This is a genomic window from Agrobacterium rubi TR3 = NBRC 13261, assembly GCF_000739935.1.
GTDB lineage: Bacteria > Pseudomonadota > Alphaproteobacteria > Rhizobiales > Rhizobiaceae > Agrobacterium > Agrobacterium rubi.
In genome coordinates, this window is the sequence record NZ_BBJU01000012.1 from 161131 (window position 1) to 185102 (window position 23972).

Here is a 23972-nt window from a genome sequence, read left to right on the forward strand (position 1 = left end):
CAAGGCGTCGGGGGTGTAGCCGCTTTTGCGGCGGCGCTCCCGGCCCGTCTAAATCGCATGAAGGATAAACAGAATGGCGTTGGCAGATTTGCTGCAACAAGATGCGATTATTCCCGCCCTCAGAGTCAATTCCAAAAAGCAGCTTCTTCAGGAATTGGCAGCACGAGCCGCCAGAATTACAGGCGTGCCGGAGCGGGAAGTGTTCGACGTCATCTTGCAGCGCGAGCGTCTCGGCTCGACCGGCGTGGGCCATGGCATCGCCATTCCACACGGCAAGCTCGCCAGCATCGACACCATCGTCGGCGTTTTTGCGCGTCTTGAAAATGCCGTCGATTTCGAAGCGCTGGACGACCAGCCCGTCGATCTGGTCTTTCTGCTGCTGGCACCCGAAGGCGCCGGTGCCGACCATCTGAAGGCGCTGTCGCGCATTGCGCGTGTGCTGCGCGATCCCGAACTGGTTGCCAAACTGCGCGCCACGGAATCCGATACGGCGATCTTTACCTTCCTCAACCAGGAACAGGCAAACGCCGCCTGACGTCGATGTAGGCGTCTATAGCCCAATTACAAAATCCCCGCCGATGCGGCGAGGATCAATGGCAATCCAAAACTCTTGAAATCGTCCTGACGCGTCTTGGCCACCCGCTTGGCGGATGGCCTGTCGCGCTTGAATCAAGCGTCTTTTTCGTTGACGCTGCTGGTGCCGGGTTCGGCCGTCGTTGGCGCGTCGGCCTTTGCACCACCCTTGGCAACACCCACCATGGCAGGGCGCAGAACGCGGTCGCCGATGGTGAAACCTGCCTGCACCACCTGAACGACGGTGTTGTTGGGAACGGCCGTGTTGGGAATTTCGAACATCGCCTGATGGAAGTTCGGGTCGAATTTCTCGCCTTCCGCATCCATCTTGCGCACGCCGTGACGCTCCAGCGCCGACAACATCGAGCGCTCGGTCATGTCGACGCCTTCGATCAGCCCGGCAATGCCTGCTTCGGAATTGGTCTTCAGTTCTTCGGGGATGGTGTCGAGGGCGCGGCGCAGATTGTCTGAGACCGCCAGCATGTCGCGGGCGAAACCTGCAACGGAATAGGCCTTGGCATCTTTCACTTCACGCTCGGTGCGGCGACGAAGATTGTCCATTTCAGCGGCAAGACGCAGGAATTTATCACGCAGGTCAGCGTTTTCGGCCTTCAGCACGTCGATCGGATCGGGCTCGGACTGTTCCGGCGCATCGTTTTCGATAGCCGTTGCCTCAAGTGCCTCATCGACGACGTTTGCGTCAGGTCCGTTCTTGTTCGTGTCATCGGTCATGACGTTCTCCAGCTTTACATCTGTTACGGGTTGAGCCCGATATCGAGCTTTGCCATGCAAAAATCAAGGCTTGCGGGCAAACCATCTCTTATTCAATAGCAGGTTTTCAAGATCAGCGTCGTTTGCTGGACAGCCGGGCCATGATCTGGGCGGTATAATCCACCATCGGCACGATGCGCGAATAATTCAGCCGCGTCGGCCCGATGACCCCGACAGCGCCCACAACGCGATTTTCATCGTCGCGATAGGGTGCGACGATCAACGACGAACCCGACAGCGAAAACAGCTTGTTTTCCGAGCCTATGAAAATTCTGACGCCGGAACCGGTTTCGGCGAGGTTGAGAACCTCGATCAGATTGTCCTTGCGCTCGAGATCGTCGAACAGCAACCGGACGCGGTCGATGTCTTCTTCACCGGCGAGCCCCTCCAGCAGGTTGGAGCGTCCGCGCACGATGAGCCGGCCCAGCTTGCCCTCTTCATTGTCGCCGGACCAGACTGCTAGGCCGCGCGTCACCAGATCCTGAGCCAGCGTGCTCAGCGCCGCCTGAAGCTCGGATTTCTGTTCCAAGAGTTGCGTGCGCAGTTCCGGCAGCGTCTGTCCGGCCAAGTGAGCGTTGATGAAATTGGCAGCCTCAGTCAGCTGCGACGAGGTGATACCTGCAGGCAGATCGATGATCCGGTTTTCGACCTGGTTGTTGTCACCCACCAGAATGGCAAGCCCCTTGGTAGGCTCCAGGCGAATGAACTCCACATGCTTCAGCACTGCATCGCTCTTGGTCGTCAGCACCAGGCCAGCGCCACGCGACATGCCCGAGAGCATGCGGCTTGCCTCAGTCAGCAAGCCTTCGATGGGCTGCTCGCGCCCCGAGACGGGGCCGATCTGCCGGTCGATGCTGGCGCGCTGTTCGGCAGGCAGATCGCCCACCTGCATGAAGGCATCGACAAAGAAGCGAAGACCGATCTGTGTGGGCAATCGCCCGGCGCTGATGTGAGGCGAATAGATCAGGCCAAGCTCTTCCAGATCGCTCATGACGTTGCGAACAGAGGCGGGCGACAGAGACATGGGCAAAAGACGCGAAAGGCTGCGCGAGCCCAGCGGCTCGCCATTTTCGAGATAGCCTTCCACGATGCGACGGAAGATTTCGCGTGAGCGATCATCCAGCAGCGCACCCGGTTCTTTTCCGATCGGAGGAGAGATGCTCATTGCGTCCGTTCTTCGTCATGTCAGTCCATGGACAGAATATAGTCGCTCGCGCGCTTAAGTAAAAACGGAAATTCGGCATCACCCTTGCTCTCGCCCGCTTTTCCTTTGCAAAACAGCTGTCGCGGCCTTAGAAGGCGGAGATCAAAACGGAGACGAACCTTATGCGGCCTTCAGGCAGAAAAACCGATCAGATGCGCAAAGTGTCTTTCGAGCGCAATTTCTCGAAACATGCCGAGGGTTCCTGTCTGGTCAAATTTGGCGATACGCATGTTCTCGTCACCGCCAGCCTTGAAGAAAAGACCCCACCTTGGCTGCGCAACAGCGGCAAGGGCTGGGTGACAGCCGAATACGGCATGCTTCCGCGTTCCACGAACGAGCGCATGCGTCGCGAAGCCGCATCCGGCAAGCAGGGTGGCCGCACGCAGGAAATCCAGCGTCTCATCGGTCGCTCATTGCGCGCCGTGGTCGATCTTCAGGCGCTGGGCGAACGCCAGATCAGCATCGACTGCGATGTCATTCAGGCCGATGGCGGCACCCGCACCGCCTCCATTACCGGCGCCTGGATTGCCCTTCACGATTGCCTGAAGTGGATGGAAACCCGTAACATGATCAAGGTCGAGAAGGTCCTGAAAGATCATATCGCCGCCATTTCCTGCGGTATTTTCGCGAGCCAACCTGTCATCGATCTTGATTATCTCGAAGATTCATCCGCTGAAACCGATGCCAACTTCGTCATCACCGGTTCCGGTGGCATCGTTGAAATTCAGGGCACGGCTGAAGGCGCGCCTTTCTCGGAAGAGGAATTCCTGACGCTGCTCGGCCTTGCCAAGACCGGCTGCGCGGAACTCGTTGAGCTGCAAAAGCAGACGATTGCCTGAGCCAGGACATCAAAACCATGCGCAAACTCGACACCAGAACCATCGTCGTTGCCAGCCATAACAAGGGCAAGATTGCTGAAATCGCCGATCTCATCGGCCCTCTCGGTTTTTCCGCCAAGTCGGCTGCGGAGCTGAATTTCGCTGAACCCGACGAGACCGGCACGACCTTTGAGGAAAACGCAGCCATCAAGGCTTTGGCGTCTGCGCAAGCGTCCGGCCTGCCATCGCTGTCCGATGATAGCGGTCTGGTGATCGATGCGCTCGACGGCAACCCCGGCGTCTACACCGCCAATTGGGCGGAAACGCCTGACGGTACCCGCGATTTCGATATGGCAATGCAGAAGGTGGAGGATGCGTTGCAGGAGCGCGGCGCGACGGAGCCTTCCGCCCGCACCTGCCGCTTTGTCAGCGTGCTGTGCCTCGCATGGCCCGATGGCCATACCGAATTCTTCCGCGGCGAGATCGAAGGTACCGTTGCATGGCCACCGCGTGGTGCCAGCGGCTTTGGTTACGACCCAATCTTCCAGCCGGAAGGACACGAGACGACTTTCGGCGAGATGACAGCCGAGGAAAAGCATGGCTGGAAGCCCGGTGACGCACAGGCGCTCTCCCACCGCGCCCGCGCCTTCAAGACATTCGTCGAAACCTGTCTGGACGCATGATGATCGATCTCGGGAGCAGGTTCTCCCCTGCCCCCGATGCGACGCTGCTGCCCGATACTGGTGAGCCCGGTTTCGGCATTTACGTGCATTGGCCCTTCTGCGCGGCCAAGTGCCCCTATTGCGATTTCAACAGCCATGTCCGCCACAAGCCTGTGGATCAGGACCGTTTCGTTGCCGCCTTCCTGCGTGAAATGGACACAATGCGCCAATTGAGCGGCGCAAAGGTCGTGACCAGCGTTTTTCTGGGCGGCGGCACGCCGTCGTTGATGGACCCACAAACGGTGGGCGCCATTCTGGATGGCATTGCCCGTTTCTGGCATGTGCCTGATGGCATCGAAATCACTATGGAAGCCAATCCGTCCAGTGTCGAAGCGGAGCGCTTTCGCGGTTACCGCGCCGCTGGCGTCAACCGTGTCTCCATGGGCGTACAGGCACTGAACGACCGCGACCTGAAATTTCTGGGCCGCCTGCATGATGTGGCGGATGCGCTGAAAGCTATCCGGCTCGCCCGCGAAATCTTCCCGCGCATGTCGTTCGACCTCATCTATGCCCGCCCGAACCAGACGGTCGAGGAATGGGAAAAAGAGCTCGTCGAGGCCATTTCCTATGCCGTCGATCACCTCTCGTTATACCAGCTGACCATCGAGGAAGGCACGGCCTTTTACGGCCTGCACAAGGCAGGCAAGCTGATCGTGCCGGATGGCGACCAATCCGCGCTGCTCTATGAGGCAACGCAGGAGATCACCGCGCGACACGGCATGCCCGCTTACGAAGTGTCCAACCACGCCATACCGGGCGCTGAAAGCCGCCATAACCTGACCTATTGGCGCTACGGCGACTATGCCGGCATTGGCCCCGGCGCGCATGGACGCCTGACCAAAGGCGGCGCAAAACTCGCCACCGCCACAGAACGCCACCCGGAAACATGGCTCGATGCCGTCGAGCGCGATGGCCATGGCATTCTGGATCAGGAAATGCTGGGTGTCGAAGAACAGTCCGATGAGCTTCTGCTGATGGGCCTGCGCCTGCGAGAAGGCGTCGACCTTGCCCGCTGGAGCGATCTTTCCGGTCGCGACCTTGATCCTGACAAGGAAGACTTCCTCCTGCAACACGGCTTCATCGAGCGTCTGGGCAATTCACGCCTGCGCTGCACGCCATCAGGCATGCTCATTCTGGATTCGGTCGTGGCTGATCTGGCGTGTTGATGTCGTCGCGTTATTCGGACGTCGCACCCACGTCTTTTTCCTGTGCCTTGCGCGCATTCTCCGCACTTTCGCGCCGCAGCGGCGCGCCTACAGGGCAAATATCCTGCACGAAACCGGTCAGGCTGTTGGCCAGCGTGTCCGACACCTGGCGATAATAGACATACTTGCCCCGCTTTTCCGACGAGACCAGTCCCGCATGTTCAAGCAATTGTAAATGCTGTGAAATCGACGGTTTCGACATCTCGAAACGCGCGGCGATATCGCCTGCATTCATCTCGTGATGCGCGACATAAGCCAGGATTTTGCGTCTGACGGGAGAGGCCAGTGCCTCGAAAATCAACTGAATGGACATGGCTCTTTCTACCATTAATCAATTAGACAATCAACTAACTGTTGAAAGGATTATAATTAGTTGATTACCTAATTGTAGAAATGAAGGAGAGACAATTATGCAGATTCACTCGCAATGGATTTTCAACAGCGCCCCGCACCACATCTGGCCGCATTTTCTCCATGCCAGAATGGACAGCTCGAAACCCTTACTGTTTCGCTTCGGCATTCCCAAGCCCGTCAGTTGCAAGGTGCTGGAGGGATACGGTGCTCTGGGCAACACGCGCCAATGCACCACGGATCACGGCACCATCGATCAGCGCATTCTCGATTACATTCCCAACAAGAAACTGCGTTACCGCATGATCGGCAGCACCGTCTGGTGCAAGGACTGGATCGGCAATCTGGAGGACGAATTCACTCTCATGCCCATGGGACCGAACCTGACGCGGGTCGAGCGCCGCAGCGAATTTGTTGCGAGCGGATGGCTGGCACCCGTCAAGCAACTGGCACTCTGGGTCGCCTTGAAACAGGCCCACCGCTACGCCTCGAAGAACTGGCGCAGATTGAGCAGTGAAAAGCTGGCTGCCGACCAGAAGCTGGAGGTCTCGCCATGACCCAGCATCAGACGTCGCAGATCGTGGCCCGAGTCGTGTATTTCGTGGAAATAATCGTTTTCGCGGCGCCGTTCTACCTGACCTATGGACTGGTGGCGGTGATCAGCGCGCCTTATGCAGGCTTGCTGATCCTGTTCAGTCCGGTTTGGCTCATGACTTACTTCGTTGATGCGAATGGAGAAGCTGCGCCTGTTCTTCTCATCGGAGTACTCGTCATCTTAGCCGCGACGCTGTCCGTGACCGGTGTCATCGCCCTATGGAAACTGGCAAAGCTCTCGCACATCTATCTCTTCAAGGGTGTGCAAGAGCTGTCAGCACACCGCCGTGATTTTCGGATCGGATTTTATTGCGGGCTCGCGCCGCTCATTTTCACCACGGTGGTGATGGCGGCTGTGGCCGTCAGCGACGGCGGCTGGACAAGTTTGCCTTTTGCCATCATAGGCGGCGGCACATTGCTCGTACCCGTCACCCATCTCTGGATCGCGATGCGCCCGCCCCTCGAAGAACGCGGAGTCGATTACGAAACTCCGCTCCTGGCCTAGATCAGGTTTCGTCTCGCCCCGGCGTGCAGTACCAGACGATGACGACGATCAGTCCGACTGGCGCAAAACACGACAGAAGTTGGTGCCAGCCGCTTCGATTGATGTCGTGTAGGCGGCGGGTGGCAACCGATATAGCCGGTAGAAACAGGACGAGGGACCAGATCAGGCTAATAATCCCGCTATTGTCGATCACCTCGATGACAACGGAACTGCCAAAGAGAAAAAGAAACGAGAACCAATATTCCGAGCGGGCCGCCCGCCCCTGAAAGTTGACATAGTTCCTGAAAAAACTGGCGATAGCCTCGCCTAAACTCATGGGCATGGCAGGTGCACCGAACCTGTTGGCTCCTGGTGGCGGTGGTCTGAAGACGAAAATCAGCGGGAAAAAAATCAGAACAAGAAAAATGATCCAATGCCAAAGCGAAAAACTTCCCACGTCATACCCTTCCATCGTCTCAAATCGTCATGACGGATTTCAAAATACATTTTGCGCCCATTGAGAGAACGCTCTGATGGGAGCTTGGTGAAGAAGCTCTAACGATCAGATAATCACGCACAATCCGCAATTACAAATAGAAAAACCGGCTATCGTCTTGAAAACGCAGCCGGTCTCTGATGGACGGAAAGATATAACCAGGAAAGGGCCGGGTTCCCCCGGCCACCACATTCACGCGTTGTTTTCGTTGATCAACCGCTTCAGTAACTCGACCTCGTGGCCGAGTTTGGTGTCGCCGCCGATCAGTTCCTCGATCTTGCGAACCGCGTGCAAAACGGTTGTGTGATCGCGTCCGCCGAAGCGACGACCGATTTCCGGGAAGGAACGCGGGGTCAGCATCTTGGCGAGATACATGGCGATCTGGCGTGGCTTGACGATGACGCGGGTGCGGCGGTTGGAAACCAGCTCCTGACGCGAGACATTGTAGTGTCTGGCGACGATCCGCTGGATGTCTTCGATGCGCACGCGCTTGGCTTCACCGGCACCGACGAGATGGGCGAGCAGCTCATCCACGCGTTCGACCGACAGGTTCGGCTCGAAGGAGCGGCGGAAGATCAGCTGGTTGAACGCGCCTTCCAGTTCGCGACCGCTGGCGGTGACGCTGCGGGCCACGTGGGAGACGATTTCTTCCGGAATATCGAAGCTTGGATCGTCCTGACGGGCCGTTGCGATCCGCTGGTTCAGCATTTCGTAGCGCATCTCGTAATCGGGGCCTTCGACTTCGATGGCCATGCCACCCTGAAGACGCGAGCGAACGCGCGGATCGAGCGATTCCAGTTCCCATGGGGCGCGGTCTGCGGCCACCACGACCTGCTTGGCGCTGTCGAGCAGCATGTTCAGCAAGTGGCAGAACTCATGCTGGATCATCTTGCCCTGCAGGAACTGCATATCGTCGATGACGAGCAGGTCGATATTGCGCAGCGTATCCTTCAGCGTCAGCGCGTCATTGTCGCGGATCGCGGTTGCGAAGCGCCACATGAAATATTCCGCCGTCAGATAGACGACACGCGGATTGCGCGGGCTGTCGATGGCGGCATTGGCGATGGCCTGAAGAAGATGCGTCTTTCCAAGGCCCACACCCGCATGGATGAACAGCGGATTGAAGCGTACGGCACCGGCACCGGCCTCGGCAATCGTCTTTGCGGCCGCAAGCGCGACGCGGTTGGACGAACCCTCGACAAAGGTGTCGAAGGTGAAGCGACTGTCGAGCGGCGATCCGAACAAGGGACCGGCGCCTGAATGACGGGCCACGTGAACCGATTGCGAAGCGCCGGCGATTTGTCCGGGTGCAGAAGGCTGCGGTGGAATGAACGGCTTTGCACGCTGCGCCGTCGTTGCCGCGTCGGAAACGGGCTGTGCCCGCTCCTCGACCGGCATGGGCCGGGCAGGACGGCTTGCCGAACGCACCAGGATTTCCACCTTCAGCACATCTGCATCCTCGCTCTGGACGAGCGTCGTGATGAGATCGATATAACGGTTGTTGATCCAGGACTTCAAAAACGTCGTCGGTACGGTAAACCGCACGACGCTTTTGGAAACGGAATGAAGCTTGAGGCGTGCAAACCAGCTTGCATAAACTTCCGGTCCGACCCGTGCCTTCAACCGCGCGCTAAAACGTTCAAACAGCGCGTCATGCTTCATATCCTGCTTTTCCCCTAAAATCTCAGTACCAGCTGCATCACATGCCTTTGGCGTGCGGTCCCCATTTGCCACCGCACCCATCACCAAATTTAATTGCATATTGCCGCCTTTCAAATTGCCAATCATAGCCTGACGAACCAAAGCCCATCAGGGATACCCCTCGTTTATTTCTGCCTCTCGGACGTCCCCTCGAAAGAAGTCCTCAAGTCACGTCTATCGACGCGAGCCGGTTATCCCATTTCCCTCTTCATCATGGAGAGGCCTGCGATCACTCAAACAACGACTTCCACAACACGTCTCTCAATATCATCACGTCCAGACACAGTTTCGCTTTCCCGCAACCGTTAGAGTTGCAGCCAAACCGACCCCAATACTTGAAAAAACGAACCCAAACAGGACCCGTCCGCAAGGAGCATGCACCTTCGAACTCAGGATCGAGATAGCTTGTGGATAGACATCCGTGCCCCTTGTCGAGATGCATTTAGGCAGGATTGGGAGGGGAGATCAATCGGGTTTTTTGCGCGAAGCGGACGATCTGCCATTGACTCATACAGGCCGTTTTGTATGGCCCGGGATGCTTTCTGGAGAATCTCTTATGAATCAATGAGATTCAATTTCATGGCTTTTTTTTAGGCCGTCAGAACTGAAAAATTAAATTTATCTTGACTTCACATTGAGGCGACCTTCCGTAAGGTTAGGAAGCTCCGCTTTTGGGCACCTTTTACAAGTATATGTTTTTAAACGATTTTTTTCGTCATTGCTCTGACGCATAAATGTCATCCTATGAGCGAAGACGTTAATGGTGGTTAAGAAACGAAAAAAGCCCGGTCAGACGACCAGGCTTTTATCACAATTTTAAAATGGCAGATTAGGCGGAAAGTGCCTTCACGCGCTGTGCCAAACGGGACACCTTACGGTCTGCCGTGTTGCCTGGCATGACACCGCGGGTGGCGGCGCGCTGGATCTCAGGCTGCGCTACTTTCAGCGCTTCTGTCGCGACTGCCAGATCACCCGATGCGATGGCTTCTTCGACCTTGCGAATGAAACCACGAACGCGCGAACGACGAGCCTTGTTGACTTCCGTACGGCGAGCGATCTTGCGAGTCGCCTTTTTCGCCGAAGTTGTATTGGCCATGTATGCCTCTCTTCGAATTCAAACCAAAATCCGCAACCACAGGATCAGGTCCTTCAAAGACCTCGCGTTCCAAAGAGTGCGGGAGTAATTGGAACAAGCCGGATGGCTTTTCCTAACCGTGGGCGGGCATATAACCCTAAAGCAGCGGCCCGTCAACGCGCATTTACAGCAAAAACGCTGATATTCCGAATCCTTGGCACCGGTTGAGCCCAAAATGCATGAAGCGTTTCGGCCCATTTGGCACGGTTCAAGAAAACCTAGCGATTGTTGAAGACAGGTTTTCTCTTCTCCGCGAAAGCCGCCATGCCCTCTTTCTGATCCTCCGTCGCAAACAGCGACTGGAACAGGCGGCGCTCGAACCGCAGGCCTTCGCTCAAAGACACTTCGAAAGATCGGTTGACGCTTTCCTTGGCCATCAGCACCGAGGCACGCGACAGAGACGCGATGGTGCTGGCCGCTTCCACCACTTCATCCATCAGCCGCTCCTGCGGCACGATGCGCGAAACGAGCCCTGCCCGCTCGGCTTCGGCTGCATCCATCTTGCGGCCGGTCAGCACCATATCCATGGCTTTGGCCTTGCCCACGGCCCGCGTCAGGCGCTGCGAACCGCCCATGCCGGGAATGATGCCCAGCGTAATCTCCGGCTGGCCGAATTTGGCCGTGTCGGATGCGATGATGAAATCGCACATCATGGCCAGTTCGCAGCCACCACCCAGCGCAAAGCCCGAGACCGCGGCAATCACCGGCTTGCGGGCAGCTGCCACATCGTCCCAGCCGCCCAGGAAATCACCCAGATAGGCATCGACGAAATCGAGCGACTGCATCTCCTTTATATCCGCCCCGGCAGCAAAAGCCTTTTGCGACCCGGTGATGACGATGGCGCCTATGGAATCATCTGTCGAAAACGACGCCAGAATATGCCGCAGCTCCTTCAGCAAGACGGAATTCAGCGCGTTCAGTGCCTGCGGGCGATTGAGCGTGATGACGCCGACATTGTCGCGCTTTTCAACGATGAGCGTTTCATAATCCATGGTCAGGGTCCTCTCCCATTACTTCTGACAGGCCGCGCAGTAGAAGGTGGAGCGCCCGGCCTGCACGATCCGCTCGACCGTACCCCCGCAACCGGGTGTGGGGCAAGCATGACCCTGCCGGTCATAGACCGAAAAGGAGTGCTGGAAATAACCAAGCGTGCCGTCCGTCTGGATATGGTCGCGCAGAGACGAGCCGCCAGCGGCAATCGCATCGGCAATCACCTCGCGAATTTTCTGGGTGAGATCGATCAGCGGCGCCTTGGGCTTTCCCGTCTTCGTCACCAGTGTGCCTGCCGCTCTTAAAGGAGACAAATGTGCCCGCCACATCGCCTCGCAGACATAGATATTGCCAAGCCCGGCAATCACCTTCTGATCCAGCAACGTGCTTTTCAGCGGCTGGCTCTTGCCCGAAAAGCGGCTAGCCAGATAATCGGCGCTGAGCGCATTGCCGGTCGGCTCGGGGCCAAGGTCTGCAAAGGCAGGGTAAAGATCGATATGGGCGCGCTCCACCAGATGCATGAAGCCGAAACGGCGCGGGTCATTATAGATGACCTGTGCAGACGATCCGTTGGCGCTTCTGAGGTGAAAGATGACATGATCATGCTTGCCGTCCTTGGAGCGGGCGTAGTGAAATTCGCCCGGCGTCTCGGATGTTTCTCCCTGCTCCTCGATGCGGAACGAGCCGGACATGCCCAGATGGGAGATGATGGTGAGACCGTCTTCCAGCTCGATCAGCAGATATTTGGCCCGGCGACCGAGCGAGACGATGCGCTTGCCCTCCACCAGCTCCGAAAAACCTGGCGGAAAGGGAAAGCGCAAATCCGGACGGGCGAGCACGACTTTTTCGACGCGTGCGCCTTCCATGGTCGGCGCAAGGCCGCGTCTGACGGTTTCCACTTCGGGCAATTCTGGCATGGAGTTTATCCCACATGTTTATCGCAATGGTCTTGTGATTGAAAACCTGCGGACATACATGTCGCAGGCATCTCGTGCCGCAACAGATAGCGTCGCATTCGCCTTTCCGCTATGGTCCGCACCGTAATTAAAGATGGAGACCGCTTATGACCGAAGCTCGCACCACCGCCGATGGTGGCATGGAAACCTCTTACGGCTTTCACAAAGTTGATGAAGGCCAAAAGCAGGGCATGGTCAACGAGGTCTTCCACAAGGTCGCCAAACGTTACGACATCATGAACGACGTGATGTCGGCAGGCATGCACCGGGTGTGGAAGGACGCGATGATCCGCGCGCTCAACCCGCGCAAGGACCCGTCCTACAAGACGCTGGACGTGGCGGGCGGCACCGGCGATATCGCATTTCGCATCATCGAAGCCTCCAATCGTCTGGCGCATTCCACCGTTCTCGATATCAACGGCTCGATGCTGGCGGTGGGTGAAGAGCGGGCTGCGAAGAAGAAGCTGTCCGACAATCTGACCTTTGTAGAGGCCAATGCCGAAGAGTTGCCGTTCGAGGCTAACAGCTTCGATGCCTATACGGTGGCGTTCGGCATTCGCAACGTGCCGCGCATCGATGTGGCGCTGAAGGAAGCGCACCGGGTGTTGAAGCGCGGCGGGCGTCTGCTGGTGCTGGAATTTTCCGAGGTGGACATGCCGCTTCTCGACAAGGTCTATGATGCCTGGTCGTTCAATGCGATTCCGAAATTCGGCAAGATGATCACCGGCGATGCCGAGCCTTACCAATATCTGGTGGAATCGATCCGCAAGTTTCCCAATCAAGAGGATTTTGCCGCGATGATCCGCACTGCCGGTTTCTCGCGCGTCACCTATACCAATTATACCGGCGGCATCGCTGCCCTGCATTCCGGCTGGAAGCTTTGACCGACATGATGGCTTGCAGCTGCAGGAAGAAGGCATTCGCATGAGCACTCCCGGCGCATATTTTCGCCTTGCAAAGGTCGGCTGGGTTCTGGTGCGCGAAGGCGTGGTGCTGGCCCTGCCATCGGACGACCTGCCAGCCACGGCCAAATTCGCAAAAGCGCTGCTAAAACCCTTTGCCCGCAACCGCGCCAAACATGCCGACCGCCGCGACCGCCTGGCGACCGCCGTCGAGCGCCTTGGCCCTTCCTATGTGAAGATGGGCCAGTTTCTGGCGACCCGCCCCGACGTAGTGGGAGCGGATTTCGCGGAGGATTTGTCGCGGCTACAGGACCGCATGGCGTTTTTCCCGAATGCTGCGGCAAAGGCGAATATCGAGGGATCGCTGGGGCGTCCCGTCTCAGACCTTTACCTCGAATTCCGTGATCCGATCGCTGCCGCCTCGATTGCGCAGGTGCATCCGGCCATCGTGCGAACCCCTACGGGGCAGAAGAAGGTGGCCGTGAAGGTCATTCGCCCTGGCGTGCGCCAGCGCTTCCAGAACGATCTGGAGGCGATGTATCTGATTGCCGATCTGCAACAGCGCTTCGTTCGTTCCGCCCGACGCCTGCGCCCGGTCGAAGTCACTCGCGCGCTGGAACAGACGACCAAGATCGAGATGGATCTGCGGCTGGAAGCGGCCGCACTTTCCGAAATTGCCGAAAACACCCGTGACGATCCCGGCTTTCGCGTGCCGGAAGTGGACTGGGAGCGCACAGGCCGAGACGTCGTTACCATGGAGTGGATCGACGGCGTCAAGATGTCGGATGTCGCGGGCTTGAGGGCTGCTGGCCACGATCTCAATGCGCTGGCCGATACGCTGATCCAGTCCTTCCTGCGCCACACCTTGCGGGATGGCTTTTTCCATGCCGACATGCACCCCGGCAATCTGTTCGTCGATCCGCAGGGCATGATCGTCGCCGTCGATATGGGCATTGCCGGGCGGCTGGGCAAAAAGGAACGCCGGTTCCTGGCCGAAATTCTCTATGGCTTCATCACCCGCGACTACATGCGGGTGGCGGAAGTACATTTCGAGGCAGGTTACGTTCCCGGCCACCACGACATTGCCAGCTTCGCCCAGGCCATCCGCGCCATCGGTGAGCCGATCCACGGACAGCCAGCCGAAACCATCTCCATGGGCAAGCTGTTGACGCTTCTCTTCGAAGTGACGGAACTGTTCGACATGGAAACGCGGCCGGAACTGGTGATGCTGCAAAAGACCATGGTGGTGGTGGAAGGCGTGTCGCGTATACTCAACCCGCGCTTCAACATGTGGAAGGCGGCAGACCCCGTCGTCAGCGGCTGGATCCGCGACAATCTCGGCCCCAAACGCATCGTTACCGATTTCAAGGACGGCCTGAAAGCGGCGGTCAAACTCGCCGAGGCCGCGCCGGAAATTGCCGCCAAGACCGAAAAGCTGCATGCCGATCTGGTCTATATGAGCGAGCACGGATTGCGCTTCGATGCCAGCACGGCGGAAGCGATCGGCAAGGCGGAAGCCCGGCACACGCGCTGGGGCCGCATTGCGCTGTGGGTGATTGCCCTGGTGCTGGTTTATATTGCGGTGCGGATCAGCTGACGGGCGGTTCCGGCCCAGCCACGCCCTCATGCTGAGGAGGCCCGCAGGCCGTCTCGAAGCATCCCGCACCGTATGACCTCAAGCCTGCAACCCTCGTCCTTCGAGGGTCGCTATGCTCCCACCTCAGGATGAGGATTGCTGCGTCGCGGGCGCTTTCGGATGCTCATCCCAGCACAATCCCCAATTCCGCCCGTAGCTTCCTCGTCAGCCCCTTCGCCACCAGTTCATAGGATCGGCGGACATAGTGCTCCAAATCTTTCGCCTCCAAGGGCGAATGGTCGGAAATGGAAATCCATTTGCGCTTGGCGAAATAAGGGGCCTGGGCGATGCCCTCGAGAGCGGTCAGAATCTCGAAACTCTCTTCCGAACATTTGACGACGAGCCGCCAGTCGTCTCGGTCGCCGAGAACGGCAAAGACCTTCTCGCCCACTTTGGCGACATGGGAGTCCCATTGATCGACGAAGGAAACGCCGGGCCATTTGCCCAGGGTGGCATCGAAGCTTTTGCGTTCGAACAGGCTCATGCCAGTTTCTCCACGATGAGGGCCGCGAGGCGTCTTGCGACCTCGACCTTGTCGAGATCAGGCCAAGCGTCGATGCCGGTTTTTGAGATGATCTTCACGCTGTTACGATCTCCACCCATGATACCGGTTTCGGCGGACACGTCATTGGCGACGATGAGGTCAGCGCCCTTACGATCCAGCTTGGCCCGACCGTTCGTTTCGACATCCTGAGTTTCCGCGGCGAAGCCGACGACGATTTTCGGCCTGTTGGCGTGGTGGCCGATGGTTTTGAGAATATCCGGGTTTTCGACCATGTGCAGGGCGGGAGGCTGGCCGTCCGGTTGCTTCTTGATCTTCTGATCGACCGCCGTTGCCACCCGCCAGTCGGCGACAGCTGCGACCATCACCGCAATATCGACCGGCAGATTCGAGATGACTGCATCCAGCATCTCCTCGGCCCGTTCGACGTGGACCGTCGTGACGCCCATTGGATCGGCAATCGTGACGGGGCCGGAGACGAGCGTTACCTCGGCGCCGAGCTCTGCCAAGGCCACCGCAATAGCGTGGCCCTGTTTGCCGGAGGAGCGGTTGGCGATGTAGCGGACGGGATCGATCGGCTCATGCGTGGGGCCGGACGTCACGATGGCGCTCTTGCCTGCCAGCGGCTTTGGTCTGTCGTCCAGCAGTGTTTCGACGGCATCGACGATCTGCAAGGGTTCGGCCATGCGGCCAAGGCCTGCCTCACCTCTTTCCGCCATTTCGCCTGCCATGGGGCCGATGAAACGGATGCCATCGGCTTTCAGCGTTTCGATGTTGCGCCGAATTGCCTTGGCGGTCCACATTTTGGGGTTCATGGCGGGCGCGACAAGCACCTTGCGATCTGTGGCCAGCAGAACGGTGGAGGCCAGATCATCGGCCAGGCCATTGGCCATCTTCGCCATCAGATCGGCGGTGGCAGGTGCAACCAGAACCAGATCACAGTCGCGCGCCAGCCTGATATGGCCGACATCCTGTTCGTCCTGACGGGAAAACAGTTCGGTAAAGACGTGGGTGGCCGAGAGGGCACCAACGGCAAGGGGTGTGACGAATTCCTGTGCCCCGCGCGTCATGACAGGCGTTACCATCGCACCGCGCTCTTTGAGGCGGCGGATGAGATCAAGGCTTTTATAGGCCGCGATGCCGCCGGAGATGATGAGAAGAATATGCTTGCCCGAAAGTGCCATGATGCCGACCGAATTCCTGTTTGATGGGAAACCTAAGCCCTTGGCTTTCAAAGTGCAATCGCGTGAACGGCCACACTTGGCTGTTCATATTTGGGGCGACGTCATCTGACGTTGAAACGGCTATTAACCAGATATTCTCTTGAAGCCTTAAAGCCGCACATCAAAGGGCGCTTTCATCGGACAGTTAGCGACTTTTTCACGACTTCTTCCCACATCATACCGCTTGAGGTTGGGCGCAAGGGAAAATGAGCGAAGATGATGTCACGGGGATTTCTGTTCGCGGCGGGCGGCATCATCATTCTGGCCGTTTCAGCCTCCAAATTCCTTGAGGATTATGTCGCCATTCCCTCCGAGACGGAGGCGACCAGCGCTGCTTTACCGGTAACCAAAGCCAGCACGCCGACCGCGCCGCCAAGTGCAGGCACGGTAACGCTGACGGCGGACAGGCGTGGCCACTATGCCGCTAAGCTTAGAATCAATGGCAAGCAGATCGAAGGCATGATCGATACCGGCGCTTCGCTGGTTGCCTTCGATGAGAGCACTGCCAGACGGCTGGGTTATGTGCTGAAGGACAGCGACTATAAATATCAGACGTCCACCGCGAACGGCGTCAAATCCGTTGCCGTCATTACACTGGACAGGGTGGAGCTCGGCAATATCGTTGCGCGCAACGTGCGGGCAGCCGTATCGAAAGATGGCGGGCTGGACACAGTGCTGATCGGTATGAGCTTTCTAACGCAGCTGAAATCTTTCAAATCGGAAAACGGCAAGCTTGTCCTGACGCGGTAGCGGTCAGGCACCGATACGCGACACGATGATCGGCTGTTCACCCGGCGCTTCCTGCGACAGGCCATAGGCGTCAGACACGTCCTGAATGGCCTTGGCCAAACTTTCCTGCGTTGCCGCATGCACCATCGCAATCGGCTGACCCTTCTCCACCCTCGTTCCCAAGGGCAGTATATCCGAAATGCCCACACGATGATCGATGACGTCATTTGGGTGGCGGCGACCACCGCCAAGGCCGACGACGACCATGCCGAGATCGCGCGTCTGGCAGGAGGACAGAAAACCGGTTTCGTTCGCCAGAACCGGCGCGATATGGGGTGCCGGTTTGAGATATTCGCCCGGCTTTTCGATGAAATCCGTGGGGCCACCGAGGGCTGAAATCATCTGGCCAAAACGCTCCATGGCCGCACCGGACGCAAGCGCATTGCGCGCCAAGGCTTCGCCTTCCGAAAGGCTGGTGACGAGGCCGGATTGCAGCAGCATTTCGGCGGCAAACGCGAGAACGAGCGTTTCGATGCGGGTTCCGGCCTTTTTGCCGCTCAGAAAATTAAGACAATGGATGATTTCCAGCGCGTTGCCTGCGGCATCGGCCAGGGGCTCATTCATGTCGGTGATGAGGGCGGAGGTTTTGACGCCTGCGCCATTGGCGACTTCTACGAGGGAGCGGGCCAGTTGCTCGGCTTCGTCGGCGCTTTGCATGAAGGCGCCATTGCCGAATTTCACGTCCAGAACCAGCGTTTCAAGGCCCGCGGCGAGCTTCTTCGACAGGATGGAGGCGGTGATCAGGGGAACGGAATCCACCGTCGCGGTTACGTCTCTGATGGCATAGAGCCGTTTGTCGGCAGGGGCGAGATCGGCCGTCTGGCCGATGATGGCGCAGCCTACGTCTTTGACCGTGCGGCGAAACAGCGTCTCGTTCGGCATGACATCATAGCCGGGGATCGATTCGAGCTTGTCCAGCGTGCCGCCGGTGTGGCCAAGGCCACGGCCCGAAATCATCGGGACGGCGAGGCCGCAGGCGGCAACGATGGGGGCGAGCATGAGCGAGACGTTATCGCCCACGCCGCCGGTGGAGTGCTTGTCGGCAATGGGCTTACCGATATCGGCCCAGGACAGAACATCACCGCTGTCGCGTATGGCAAGCGTCAGGGCCACCGTCTCATCGCGGCTCATGCCGCGAAAGAACACGGCCATGGCGAAGGCTGCGACCTGCCCTTCGGAAATCGAACCTTTGGACAGACCGGAGATGAAGGCGGAAATCTCATCCGCCGTCAGCACCTGCCCATCGCGTTTGCGGCGGATGATTTCCTGCGGGATCATGGGGGATCAATATCCGCTGGCGGATTTGGCCGGTTCGCCACCGCCCAGCACGTTCAAGATATCGTCCAGAATGCCGGAGGCGCCGAAGCGGAAGGTGGAGGGCATGGCCCAGTTGGGCTGCATGATGGTTTCCGCCAGACGCAGATAGAGCGTTGCATCTTCCACCGTGCCGATGCCACCGGCGGGCTTGAAGCCGACCTTCTTCCTGCTGTCGCGGATGGACTGCAACATGATGTCGGCGGCTTCCAACGTCGCGTTGACCGTGACCTTGCCGGTGGAGGTCTTGATGAAATCCGCACCCTCGACAATGGCGATTTCAGAGGCGCGGCGGATGAGCGCCTTGTCCTTCAACTCGCCGGTTTCGAGAATGACTTTCAGCAGGACAGGTGCCACGCAGGCCTTGCGCACGGCGGCAACCATCTCCGACACCGCGGTTTCATCGCCTGCGATGAATTTCCTGTAGGGAATGACGAGATCGATTTCATCGGCGCCATCGGCAATGGCACGTTCGGTCTCGCCAACCACGGTTGCGACATCGAGATCGCCGGATGGGAAATTGACGACGGTTGCGATGCGGATCGAGTGATCCTTGCCGAAAGCGGCACGGGCCTGGGCCACAAAACGTGGCCAGATGCAGATGGCAGCTGTTGTACCGTATTGCGTATGGGCTTTCTGGCACAGGGCGGCGATCTGCTCCGGTGTGCAGTCTTCCTTGAGATTGGTGAGGTCCAGCAAGGACAAGGCGAGAGCGGCGGCTTCGCGCGGGCGCTGAAGTTCCATGCTCAATTTCCTCCTGAAATCATTTCCGTTAAGATCGCGGCCAGTCTCTTGCCGCCCATGGGCGCCATGTCTTTGGTTTCTTCATGGCTCAGTTCGGCCCCGGTCATTCCGGCACCGTAATTGGTAATAACGGAAGCGGCGGCAACGCGCATCCCGAAAAAGCGCGCGAGGATGACTTCAGGCACGGTGGACATGCCGACAGCATCCGCACCCAGGGTCCGCGCCATGCGGATTTCCGCCGGTGTTTCGAAGCTGGGGCCTGAGAACCACATATAAACGCCCGAAAACAGTGGCACGGTGGCGCGGATGGCGGCGTTGCGCATGGCAATCGACAGATCCGCATCATAAGCGCTGGTCATGCCAACGAAACGGCTGTCGCTGTCTTCGCCGATCAGCGGGTTCATGCCGGAATAGTTGATGTGATCGGTGATCTGCATGACCGAGCCCGGCGGCATGTCCTGCCGTACGGAACCTGCCGAATTGGTAAGGATCAGCGATTGCACGCCAATGCCGGAGAGGGCCTCGATGGCGGGGCGCATGGCGCTGGCATTGCCCTGTTCATAGTAATGCACACGACCGGCCAGCATGAGGATGGGCTGCCCACCGAGATATCCCGCCACCAGCTCACCCGCATGGCCGGAAACGGCGCTTTCGGGAAAGCCCGGAATATCGGCATAGGGAATGCGGATGGGGTCGGTCACCTCGTCCACCAGAGAGCCGAGGCCGGAGCCGAGAACCACGGCGGTGCGTGGCATCAGCCCGTTCAGCCTGTCCACGAGGACGTCGATGATCGCGTGATCCATCAATCCAACTCTGTCTTGAAGCTGAAGGGCAGGAGTTCATCCATGGTCATGACCTTTTGCACGCCAGCCTCGTCACAGAGATAAATCTTCGTATCGGCGGAGGCGAATTCCGCGATCTTCTGGCGGCAACCGCCGCAGGGCGGGCAGAGCGCCAGCTTTTCGGCAATCACGGCGATTTCAGTGATCTTCTTTGCCCCGCCCATGACCATGGCGCTGATGGCCGACGGTTCCGCGCACCAGCCTTGAGGAAAGGACAGGTTCTCGATATTGGCGCCCTTGTAGATCTTGCCGTCTTCGGCGCGGATGGCCGCACCGACGGGGAATTTCGAGTAGGGTGCGTGGGCAAAGGCCATGGCCTCGCGGGCGGCTTCAAAAAGCTCATGGGACATGGTTTAACGCTCCTTCGAGTAAGCAACGCCGCCAGCCTTTGGCGGCTTGGCAACGCCTATGAAACCGGCCAGCAGAATGCAGGTGAGGATATAGGGCAGCGCCTGGAAAATCTGCACCGGCACTTCGCCGATGCCCGGAATGGCCTTGCCCTGCATGAAGTTTGCGACCGCATCCAGAAAGCCGAAGAGCAGACAGGCGAACATGACCGGCACCGGCTTCCATTTGGCGAAGATCAGGGCGGCCAGAGCGATGTAACCCTTGCCCGCCGACATGTTGGCGATGAAGGCGGCAGACTGTGCGACGGCGAGATAGGTGCCTGCAAAGCCGCAGAGAAAGCCTGCGACGATCACAGCGCGGAAACGCATCCAGGTGACGGAAATGCCCGCCGTATCGACCGCACCGGGATTTTCACCTACGGCGCGCAGGCGCAGACCGAAGCGGGTGCGGTACAAGACCCACCACGAAATCGGCACGGCGATGAAGGCGAGATAAGTCAGAATATTGTTGCCCGAGATGACGTTGGCATAGAGCGGGCCGATGAAAGGCACCTCGCGCATGGCATCCACACCCGGCAGAATGATCGGCGTGAAACGGCCTTCGCCGGTGATCTGCGGCGTGCGACCGCCTTGCCCAAACCATGCCTGTCCCAGAACGACGGTGAGACCGGCGGCAACGAAGTTCAGCGCCACGCCCGAGACGATCTGGTTGCCGCGGTTGGTGATGACGGCAAAGCCATGGACCAGCGAAAAGAAGATCGACACGCCGATGCCAGCGGCCAGACCCGCCCAAGGGTCGGACGTGATGTAGGCCACGCAGGCCGATGCGAAGGCCGCAGCCAGCATCTTGCCTTCAAGGCCGATGTCGAACACACCGGCGCGCTCCGAAAACAGACCTGCAAGGGCCGTAAACAACAACGGAATGGTCAGGCGGACGGTCGAACCGAGAATGCTGACCAGCATATCGAAGGTTTCCATGGGGCCTTACCTCTTCACGAATTGTTGGTAGATGCGCACCAGCGCGGGGCGGTACATATATTCGAGCGCGCCTGCAAACAGGATGACGAGACCCTGAATGACGACGATCATCTCGCGGGTGATGTTGGGCATTTCAAAGGAGAGATCCGCGCCGCCCTGGTAGAGAATGCCGAAAAGCAGGGCCGCAAAGACGATGCCGAGCGGATGGCTGCGGCCCATGAGCGACACGGCGATGCCGACGAAGCCTGCGCCACCGACGAACTCCACCTGCAAGCGTGCTGATGCGCCCATGACAGGGTTGAGCGCCATCATGCCCGCCAGACCGCCGGAGATCAGCATGGCGATGATGACGGTGCGCGAATAGGGAATGCCCGCATAAACAGCCGCAGACGGGCTGATGCCGAGCGTGCGCATTTCATAACCCAGCTTGGTGCGCCAGATGAGCACCCAGACCAGAAACGCCGCAACCAGCGCGATGATGAAAGAGACGTTGAAGGGTGCCGGACCGAGCTTCAGGCCGAACATCGCCATCAACCAATCCAGCTTCGGCAATTGGCCGCCGGGCAGAAAGGTGCGGGTTTCCGGCGCCATCTTGCCGGGAACGATGAAGACGTTGACCAGCAGATAGACCATCAAGGCGGCTGCGATGAAATTGAACATGATGGTGGTGATGACGACGTGGCTGCCGCGTTTCGCCTGAAGCCAGCCGGGAATGAAGGCCCAGGCCGCACCGAACACGGCAGCGCCGATGACGGCAAACGGCATGGTGACATACCAGGGCACGTAACGATCCAGCGCCAGCGCGACCATGGCGGCACCCAGACCGCCAATATAGGCCTGCCCTTCCGAGCCGATGTTGAAGAGGCCCGCATGGAAGGCGACCGCGACCGAAAGGCCGGTGAAGATGAAGCTGGTTGTGTAAAACAGGGTGAAGCCGATGGCATCACCCCGGCCCAACGCTCCTTCGATCAGCAGACGCAGGGCGGCAAACGGGTCTTCGCCGATGCCCCAGACCACGAGGCCGGAGATGAAAAACGCGGTGACGAGGTTGAGAAACGGCAGAAGGCCGTAGGACATCCAGTTGGGAAGTGGGACGGAAGCTGTACTCATGAGCTTTAAAGCCTTTGCCTTATGCGGCGATGCCGGCCATCATCAGGCCAAGCGTTTGTTCTTCGGCTTCCGCCGTTTTTTCTCCGACGATCCGGCCTGCAAACATCACCAGAATGCGGTCCGACAAAGAGCGGATTTCATCCAGCTCTACCGAGACCAGCAGAATGGCCTTGCCCGCATCGCGCATTTCGATGATGCGACGGTGGATGAATTCGATGGCACCGATATCCACCCCACGCGTCGGCTGGCCGATGATCAGCATCTTCGGATCGCGCTCGATTTCACGCGCAACGACGATCTTCTGCTGGTTGCCACCGGAGAAATTGGCGGTCTTCAGCCGGGCATTCGGTGGGCGGATGTCATATTTCTCGATCTTTTCGACCGCATCCTTGCGAATGGCTTCGGGGTTGAGGAACATGCCTTTGCCGTAGCGGTCATCGCGGTGATAGCCGAGGATGGAGTTTTCATATTCCTCGAATTTCAGAACGAGGCCCATATGGTGGCGGTCTTCGGGAATATGGGCGAGACCCAGCTTACGCAGCACGGCGGGGTCGACCTTGTCGACGGTCTTGCCGCCCATCAGGATTTCACCGGAATGCGGCTTGCGAATGCCAGCAATGGCTTCCAGCAATTCAGACTGGCCGTTGCCAGCGACACCGGCAATGCCGACGATTTCGCCAGCGCGCACATCGAAGGAGACATCGTCCACCATGGTCACGCCACGGCTGTCCTTGACGGTGAGATTGCGGACGGAAAACAGCACGTCGCCGGGATTGGCTTCGCCTTTTTCCACACGCAGAAGCACGCGGCGACCGACCATGAGTTCGGCCAGTTCCTCGACCGTCGTTTCCGAGGTCTTGCGTGTCGCCACCATTTCGCCGCGGCGCATGACGGAGACTTCGTCGGTGATCGCCATGATCTCGCGCAGCTTGTGGGTGATGAGGATGACCGTCTTGCCCTGATCGCGCAGCACGCCCAGAATTTTGAAGAGGTGATCGGCTTCCGCCGGTGTCAGCACGCCGGTCGGCTCATCGAGGATGAGGATTTCGGCACCGCGATACATCGCCTTCAATATTTCGACGCGCTGTTGCAGGCCCACCGGCAAATCCTCGATGATCGCATCGGGATTGACCTCGAGGCCATATTCGTCTTCCAGCCGCTTCAATTCCTTGCGGGTTGCCGCCGTGCCCTTGGCGAGCAGCATGCCGCCTTCGGCACCCAGCATGATGTTTTCCAGCACCGAAAAATTCTCGACCAGCATGAAGTGCTGATGCACCATGCCGATGCCCGCATCGATGGCGGCCTGGCTGTCCTTGATATTGACGGGCTTGCCGTCGATGCGGATTTCACCAGAATCGGCGGAATAGAAGCCGTAGAGGATCGACATCAATGTCGATTTCCCCGCCCCGTTTTCCCCGATAATACCGTGGATGGTGCCCTTGGCAACGGTGAGATTGATATTCTTGTTGGCGTGTACGGTGCCGAATTTTTTATCGATACCGACAAGCTCGATTGCAGGTTCCATCGTCAACCCAAACGTCTCCGGAGGCTGGATATGAAAAGGGCGCAACGCGGATACCGCGAT

The 23972-nt window shown here is 58.6% G+C and carries 26 protein-coding genes; 9 read left to right on the forward strand and 17 right to left on the reverse strand.

Annotated elements, in window-relative coordinates; all coding sequences use genetic code 11:
• Positions 1-73 precede the first annotated feature (73 nt).
• Complete coding sequence (ptsN, locus tag RRU01S_RS10135) at positions 74-535, forward strand: PTS IIA-like nitrogen regulatory protein PtsN (RefSeq protein WP_045230147.1); 462 nt, start codon at positions 74-76, stop codon at positions 533-535.
• A 134-nt stretch (positions 536-669) separates the two neighbouring features.
• Here the strand turns inward: ptsN and grpE are convergent, their stop codons facing one another.
• Positions 670-1305 carry a nucleotide exchange factor GrpE gene (gene grpE / locus RRU01S_RS10140; protein WP_045230148.1) on the reverse strand — a complete coding sequence of 212 codons (636 nt, stop codon included), beginning with the start codon at positions 1303-1305 and terminating at the stop codon, positions 670-672.
• A 112-nt stretch (positions 1306-1417) separates the two neighbouring features.
• A complete protein-coding gene (gene hrcA / locus RRU01S_RS10145) occupies positions 1418-2509 on the reverse strand; it encodes a heat-inducible transcriptional repressor HrcA (RefSeq protein ID WP_045230149.1) in 1092 nt (363 codons plus the stop codon).
• Positions 2510-2670: 161 nt separating this feature from the next.
• Here hrcA and rph point away from each other — a divergent pair, with 161 nt between their 5' ends.
• From rph to hemW, 3 genes are read left to right on the forward strand one after another with little or no spacing between them, the layout of a single operon-like run.
• Positions 2671-3387 carry a ribonuclease PH gene (gene rph, locus RRU01S_RS10150; RefSeq protein WP_045230150.1) on the forward strand — a complete coding sequence of 239 codons (717 nt, stop codon included), beginning with the start codon at positions 2671-2673 and terminating at the stop codon, positions 3385-3387.
• A gap of 17 nt (positions 3388-3404) precedes the next feature.
• Positions 3405-4049: an RdgB/HAM1 family non-canonical purine NTP pyrophosphatase gene (gene rdgB, locus RRU01S_RS10155; protein WP_045230151.1), complete on the forward strand. Its 645-nt coding sequence runs from the start codon at positions 3405-3407 to the stop codon at positions 4047-4049.
• Entirely contained in the window at positions 4049-5254 is a 1206-nt protein-coding gene (hemW, locus tag RRU01S_RS10160) for a radical SAM family heme chaperone HemW (RefSeq protein WP_108722613.1), read from the forward strand. Before rdgB ends, hemW begins: the two co-directional genes overlap by 1 nt.
• Positions 5255-5264: 10 nt before the next feature.
• On the opposite strand, the gene RRU01S_RS10165 is transcribed toward hemW, so the two are convergent.
• Positions 5265-5606, reverse strand: coding sequence for a metalloregulator ArsR/SmtB family transcription factor (locus tag RRU01S_RS10165; RefSeq protein ID WP_234936125.1), 342 nt, complete (start codon positions 5604-5606; stop codon positions 5265-5267).
• Positions 5607-5703: 97 nt separating this feature from the next.
• Here RRU01S_RS10165 and RRU01S_RS10170 point away from each other — a divergent pair, with 97 nt between their 5' ends.
• Complete coding sequence (locus RRU01S_RS10170; RefSeq protein WP_045230153.1) at positions 5704-6201, forward strand: SRPBCC family protein; 498 nt, start codon at positions 5704-5706, stop codon at positions 6199-6201.
• Positions 6198-6743: a hypothetical protein gene (locus RRU01S_RS10175; protein ID WP_045230154.1), complete on the forward strand. Its 546-nt coding sequence runs from the start codon at positions 6198-6200 to the stop codon at positions 6741-6743. Before RRU01S_RS10170 ends, RRU01S_RS10175 begins: the two co-directional genes overlap by 4 nt.
• A gap of 1 nt (position 6744) precedes the next feature.
• On the opposite strand, the gene RRU01S_RS10180 is transcribed toward RRU01S_RS10175, so the two are convergent.
• The 5 genes from RRU01S_RS10180 to mutM form a co-directional block, all read right to left on the reverse strand.
• Positions 6745-7065 carry a DUF805 domain-containing protein gene (locus RRU01S_RS10180; RefSeq protein ID WP_327787083.1) on the reverse strand — a complete coding sequence of 107 codons (321 nt, stop codon included), beginning with the start codon at positions 7063-7065 and terminating at the stop codon, positions 6745-6747.
• Positions 7066-7410: 345 nt separating this feature from the next.
• Positions 7411-8880, reverse strand: a complete 1470-nt coding sequence (dnaA, locus tag RRU01S_RS10185; RefSeq protein WP_234936126.1) for a chromosomal replication initiator protein DnaA — start codon at positions 8878-8880, stop codon at positions 7411-7413.
• Between the two features lie 868 nt (positions 8881-9748).
• Positions 9749-10015, reverse strand: coding sequence for a 30S ribosomal protein S20 (gene rpsT, locus RRU01S_RS10190; protein ID WP_045230155.1), 267 nt, complete (start codon positions 10013-10015; stop codon positions 9749-9751).
• Between the two features lie 257 nt (positions 10016-10272).
• The gene (locus RRU01S_RS10195) at positions 10273-11046 is read right to left on the reverse strand and encodes an enoyl-CoA hydratase (protein ID WP_045230156.1); all 774 of its coding nucleotides are present in this window, start codon (positions 11044-11046) and stop codon (positions 10273-10275) included.
• Between the two features lie 18 nt (positions 11047-11064).
• A complete protein-coding gene (gene mutM / locus RRU01S_RS10200; RefSeq protein ID WP_045230157.1) occupies positions 11065-11961 on the reverse strand; it encodes a bifunctional DNA-formamidopyrimidine glycosylase/DNA-(apurinic or apyrimidinic site) lyase in 897 nt (298 codons plus the stop codon).
• 146 nt (positions 11962-12107) lie between these two features.
• Here mutM and ubiE point away from each other — a divergent pair, with 146 nt between their 5' ends.
• Both ubiE and ubiB read left to right on the forward strand, forming a co-directional pair.
• Complete coding sequence (gene ubiE, locus RRU01S_RS10205; RefSeq protein WP_045230158.1) at positions 12108-12884, forward strand: bifunctional demethylmenaquinone methyltransferase/2-methoxy-6-polyprenyl-1,4-benzoquinol methylase UbiE; 777 nt, start codon at positions 12108-12110, stop codon at positions 12882-12884.
• A 40-nt stretch (positions 12885-12924) separates the two neighbouring features.
• The gene (gene ubiB / locus RRU01S_RS10210) at positions 12925-14499 is read left to right on the forward strand and encodes a 2-polyprenylphenol 6-hydroxylase (protein WP_045230247.1); all 1575 of its coding nucleotides are present in this window, start codon (positions 12925-12927) and stop codon (positions 14497-14499) included.
• 163 nt (positions 14500-14662) lie between these two features.
• Here ubiB and RRU01S_RS10215 read toward each other — a convergent pair whose 3' ends face one another.
• Together RRU01S_RS10215 and coaBC are read right to left on the reverse strand one after the other, a co-directional pair.
• On the reverse strand, positions 14663-15022 hold the full coding sequence (locus RRU01S_RS10215) for an MmcQ/YjbR family DNA-binding protein (protein WP_045230159.1): 360 nt from the start codon (positions 15020-15022) through the stop codon (positions 14663-14665).
• Entirely contained in the window at positions 15019-16224 is a 1206-nt protein-coding gene (gene coaBC / locus RRU01S_RS10220; RefSeq protein ID WP_045230160.1) for a bifunctional phosphopantothenoylcysteine decarboxylase/phosphopantothenate--cysteine ligase CoaBC, read from the reverse strand. Before coaBC ends, RRU01S_RS10215 begins: the two co-directional genes overlap by 4 nt.
• 255 nt (positions 16225-16479) lie before the next feature.
• On the opposite strand from coaBC, the gene RRU01S_RS10225 reads away from it, so the two are divergent.
• A complete protein-coding gene (locus tag RRU01S_RS10225; RefSeq protein WP_045230161.1) occupies positions 16480-17013 on the forward strand; it encodes a retropepsin-like aspartic protease family protein in 534 nt (177 codons plus the stop codon).
• Between the two features lie 3 nt (positions 17014-17016).
• On the opposite strand, the gene deoA is transcribed toward RRU01S_RS10225, so the two are convergent.
• The 7 genes from deoA to RRU01S_RS10260 are packed head-to-tail and all read right to left on the reverse strand — an operon-like array spanning position 17017 to position 23912.
• Positions 17017-18330 (reverse strand): thymidine phosphorylase, encoded by a 1314-nt coding sequence (gene deoA, locus RRU01S_RS10230; RefSeq protein ID WP_045230162.1) that lies wholly within the window; start codon positions 18328-18330, stop codon positions 17017-17019.
• Between the two features lie 6 nt (positions 18331-18336).
• Complete coding sequence (gene deoC / locus RRU01S_RS10235) at positions 18337-19110, reverse strand: deoxyribose-phosphate aldolase (protein WP_045230163.1); 774 nt, start codon at positions 19108-19110, stop codon at positions 18337-18339.
• A gap of 2 nt (positions 19111-19112) precedes the next feature.
• Positions 19113-19913: a purine-nucleoside phosphorylase gene (locus RRU01S_RS10240; RefSeq protein ID WP_045230164.1), complete on the reverse strand. Its 801-nt coding sequence runs from the start codon at positions 19911-19913 to the stop codon at positions 19113-19115.
• Positions 19913-20302 (reverse strand): cytidine deaminase, encoded by a 390-nt coding sequence (locus tag RRU01S_RS10245; RefSeq protein ID WP_045230165.1) that lies wholly within the window; start codon positions 20300-20302, stop codon positions 19913-19915. The genes RRU01S_RS10240 and RRU01S_RS10245 overlap by 1 nt, the downstream gene beginning before the upstream one ends.
• A gap of 3 nt (positions 20303-20305) precedes the next feature.
• Positions 20306-21277: an ABC transporter permease gene (locus RRU01S_RS10250; protein WP_045230166.1), complete on the reverse strand. Its 972-nt coding sequence runs from the start codon at positions 21275-21277 to the stop codon at positions 20306-20308.
• A 6-nt stretch (positions 21278-21283) separates the two neighbouring features.
• Positions 21284-22387, reverse strand: coding sequence for an ABC transporter permease (locus RRU01S_RS10255; RefSeq protein WP_045230167.1), 1104 nt, complete (start codon positions 22385-22387; stop codon positions 21284-21286).
• A gap of 19 nt (positions 22388-22406) precedes the next feature.
• A complete protein-coding gene (locus tag RRU01S_RS10260) occupies positions 22407-23912 on the reverse strand; it encodes an ABC transporter ATP-binding protein (RefSeq protein WP_045230168.1) in 1506 nt (501 codons plus the stop codon).
• Between the last annotated feature and the right edge of the window lie 60 nt (positions 23913-23972).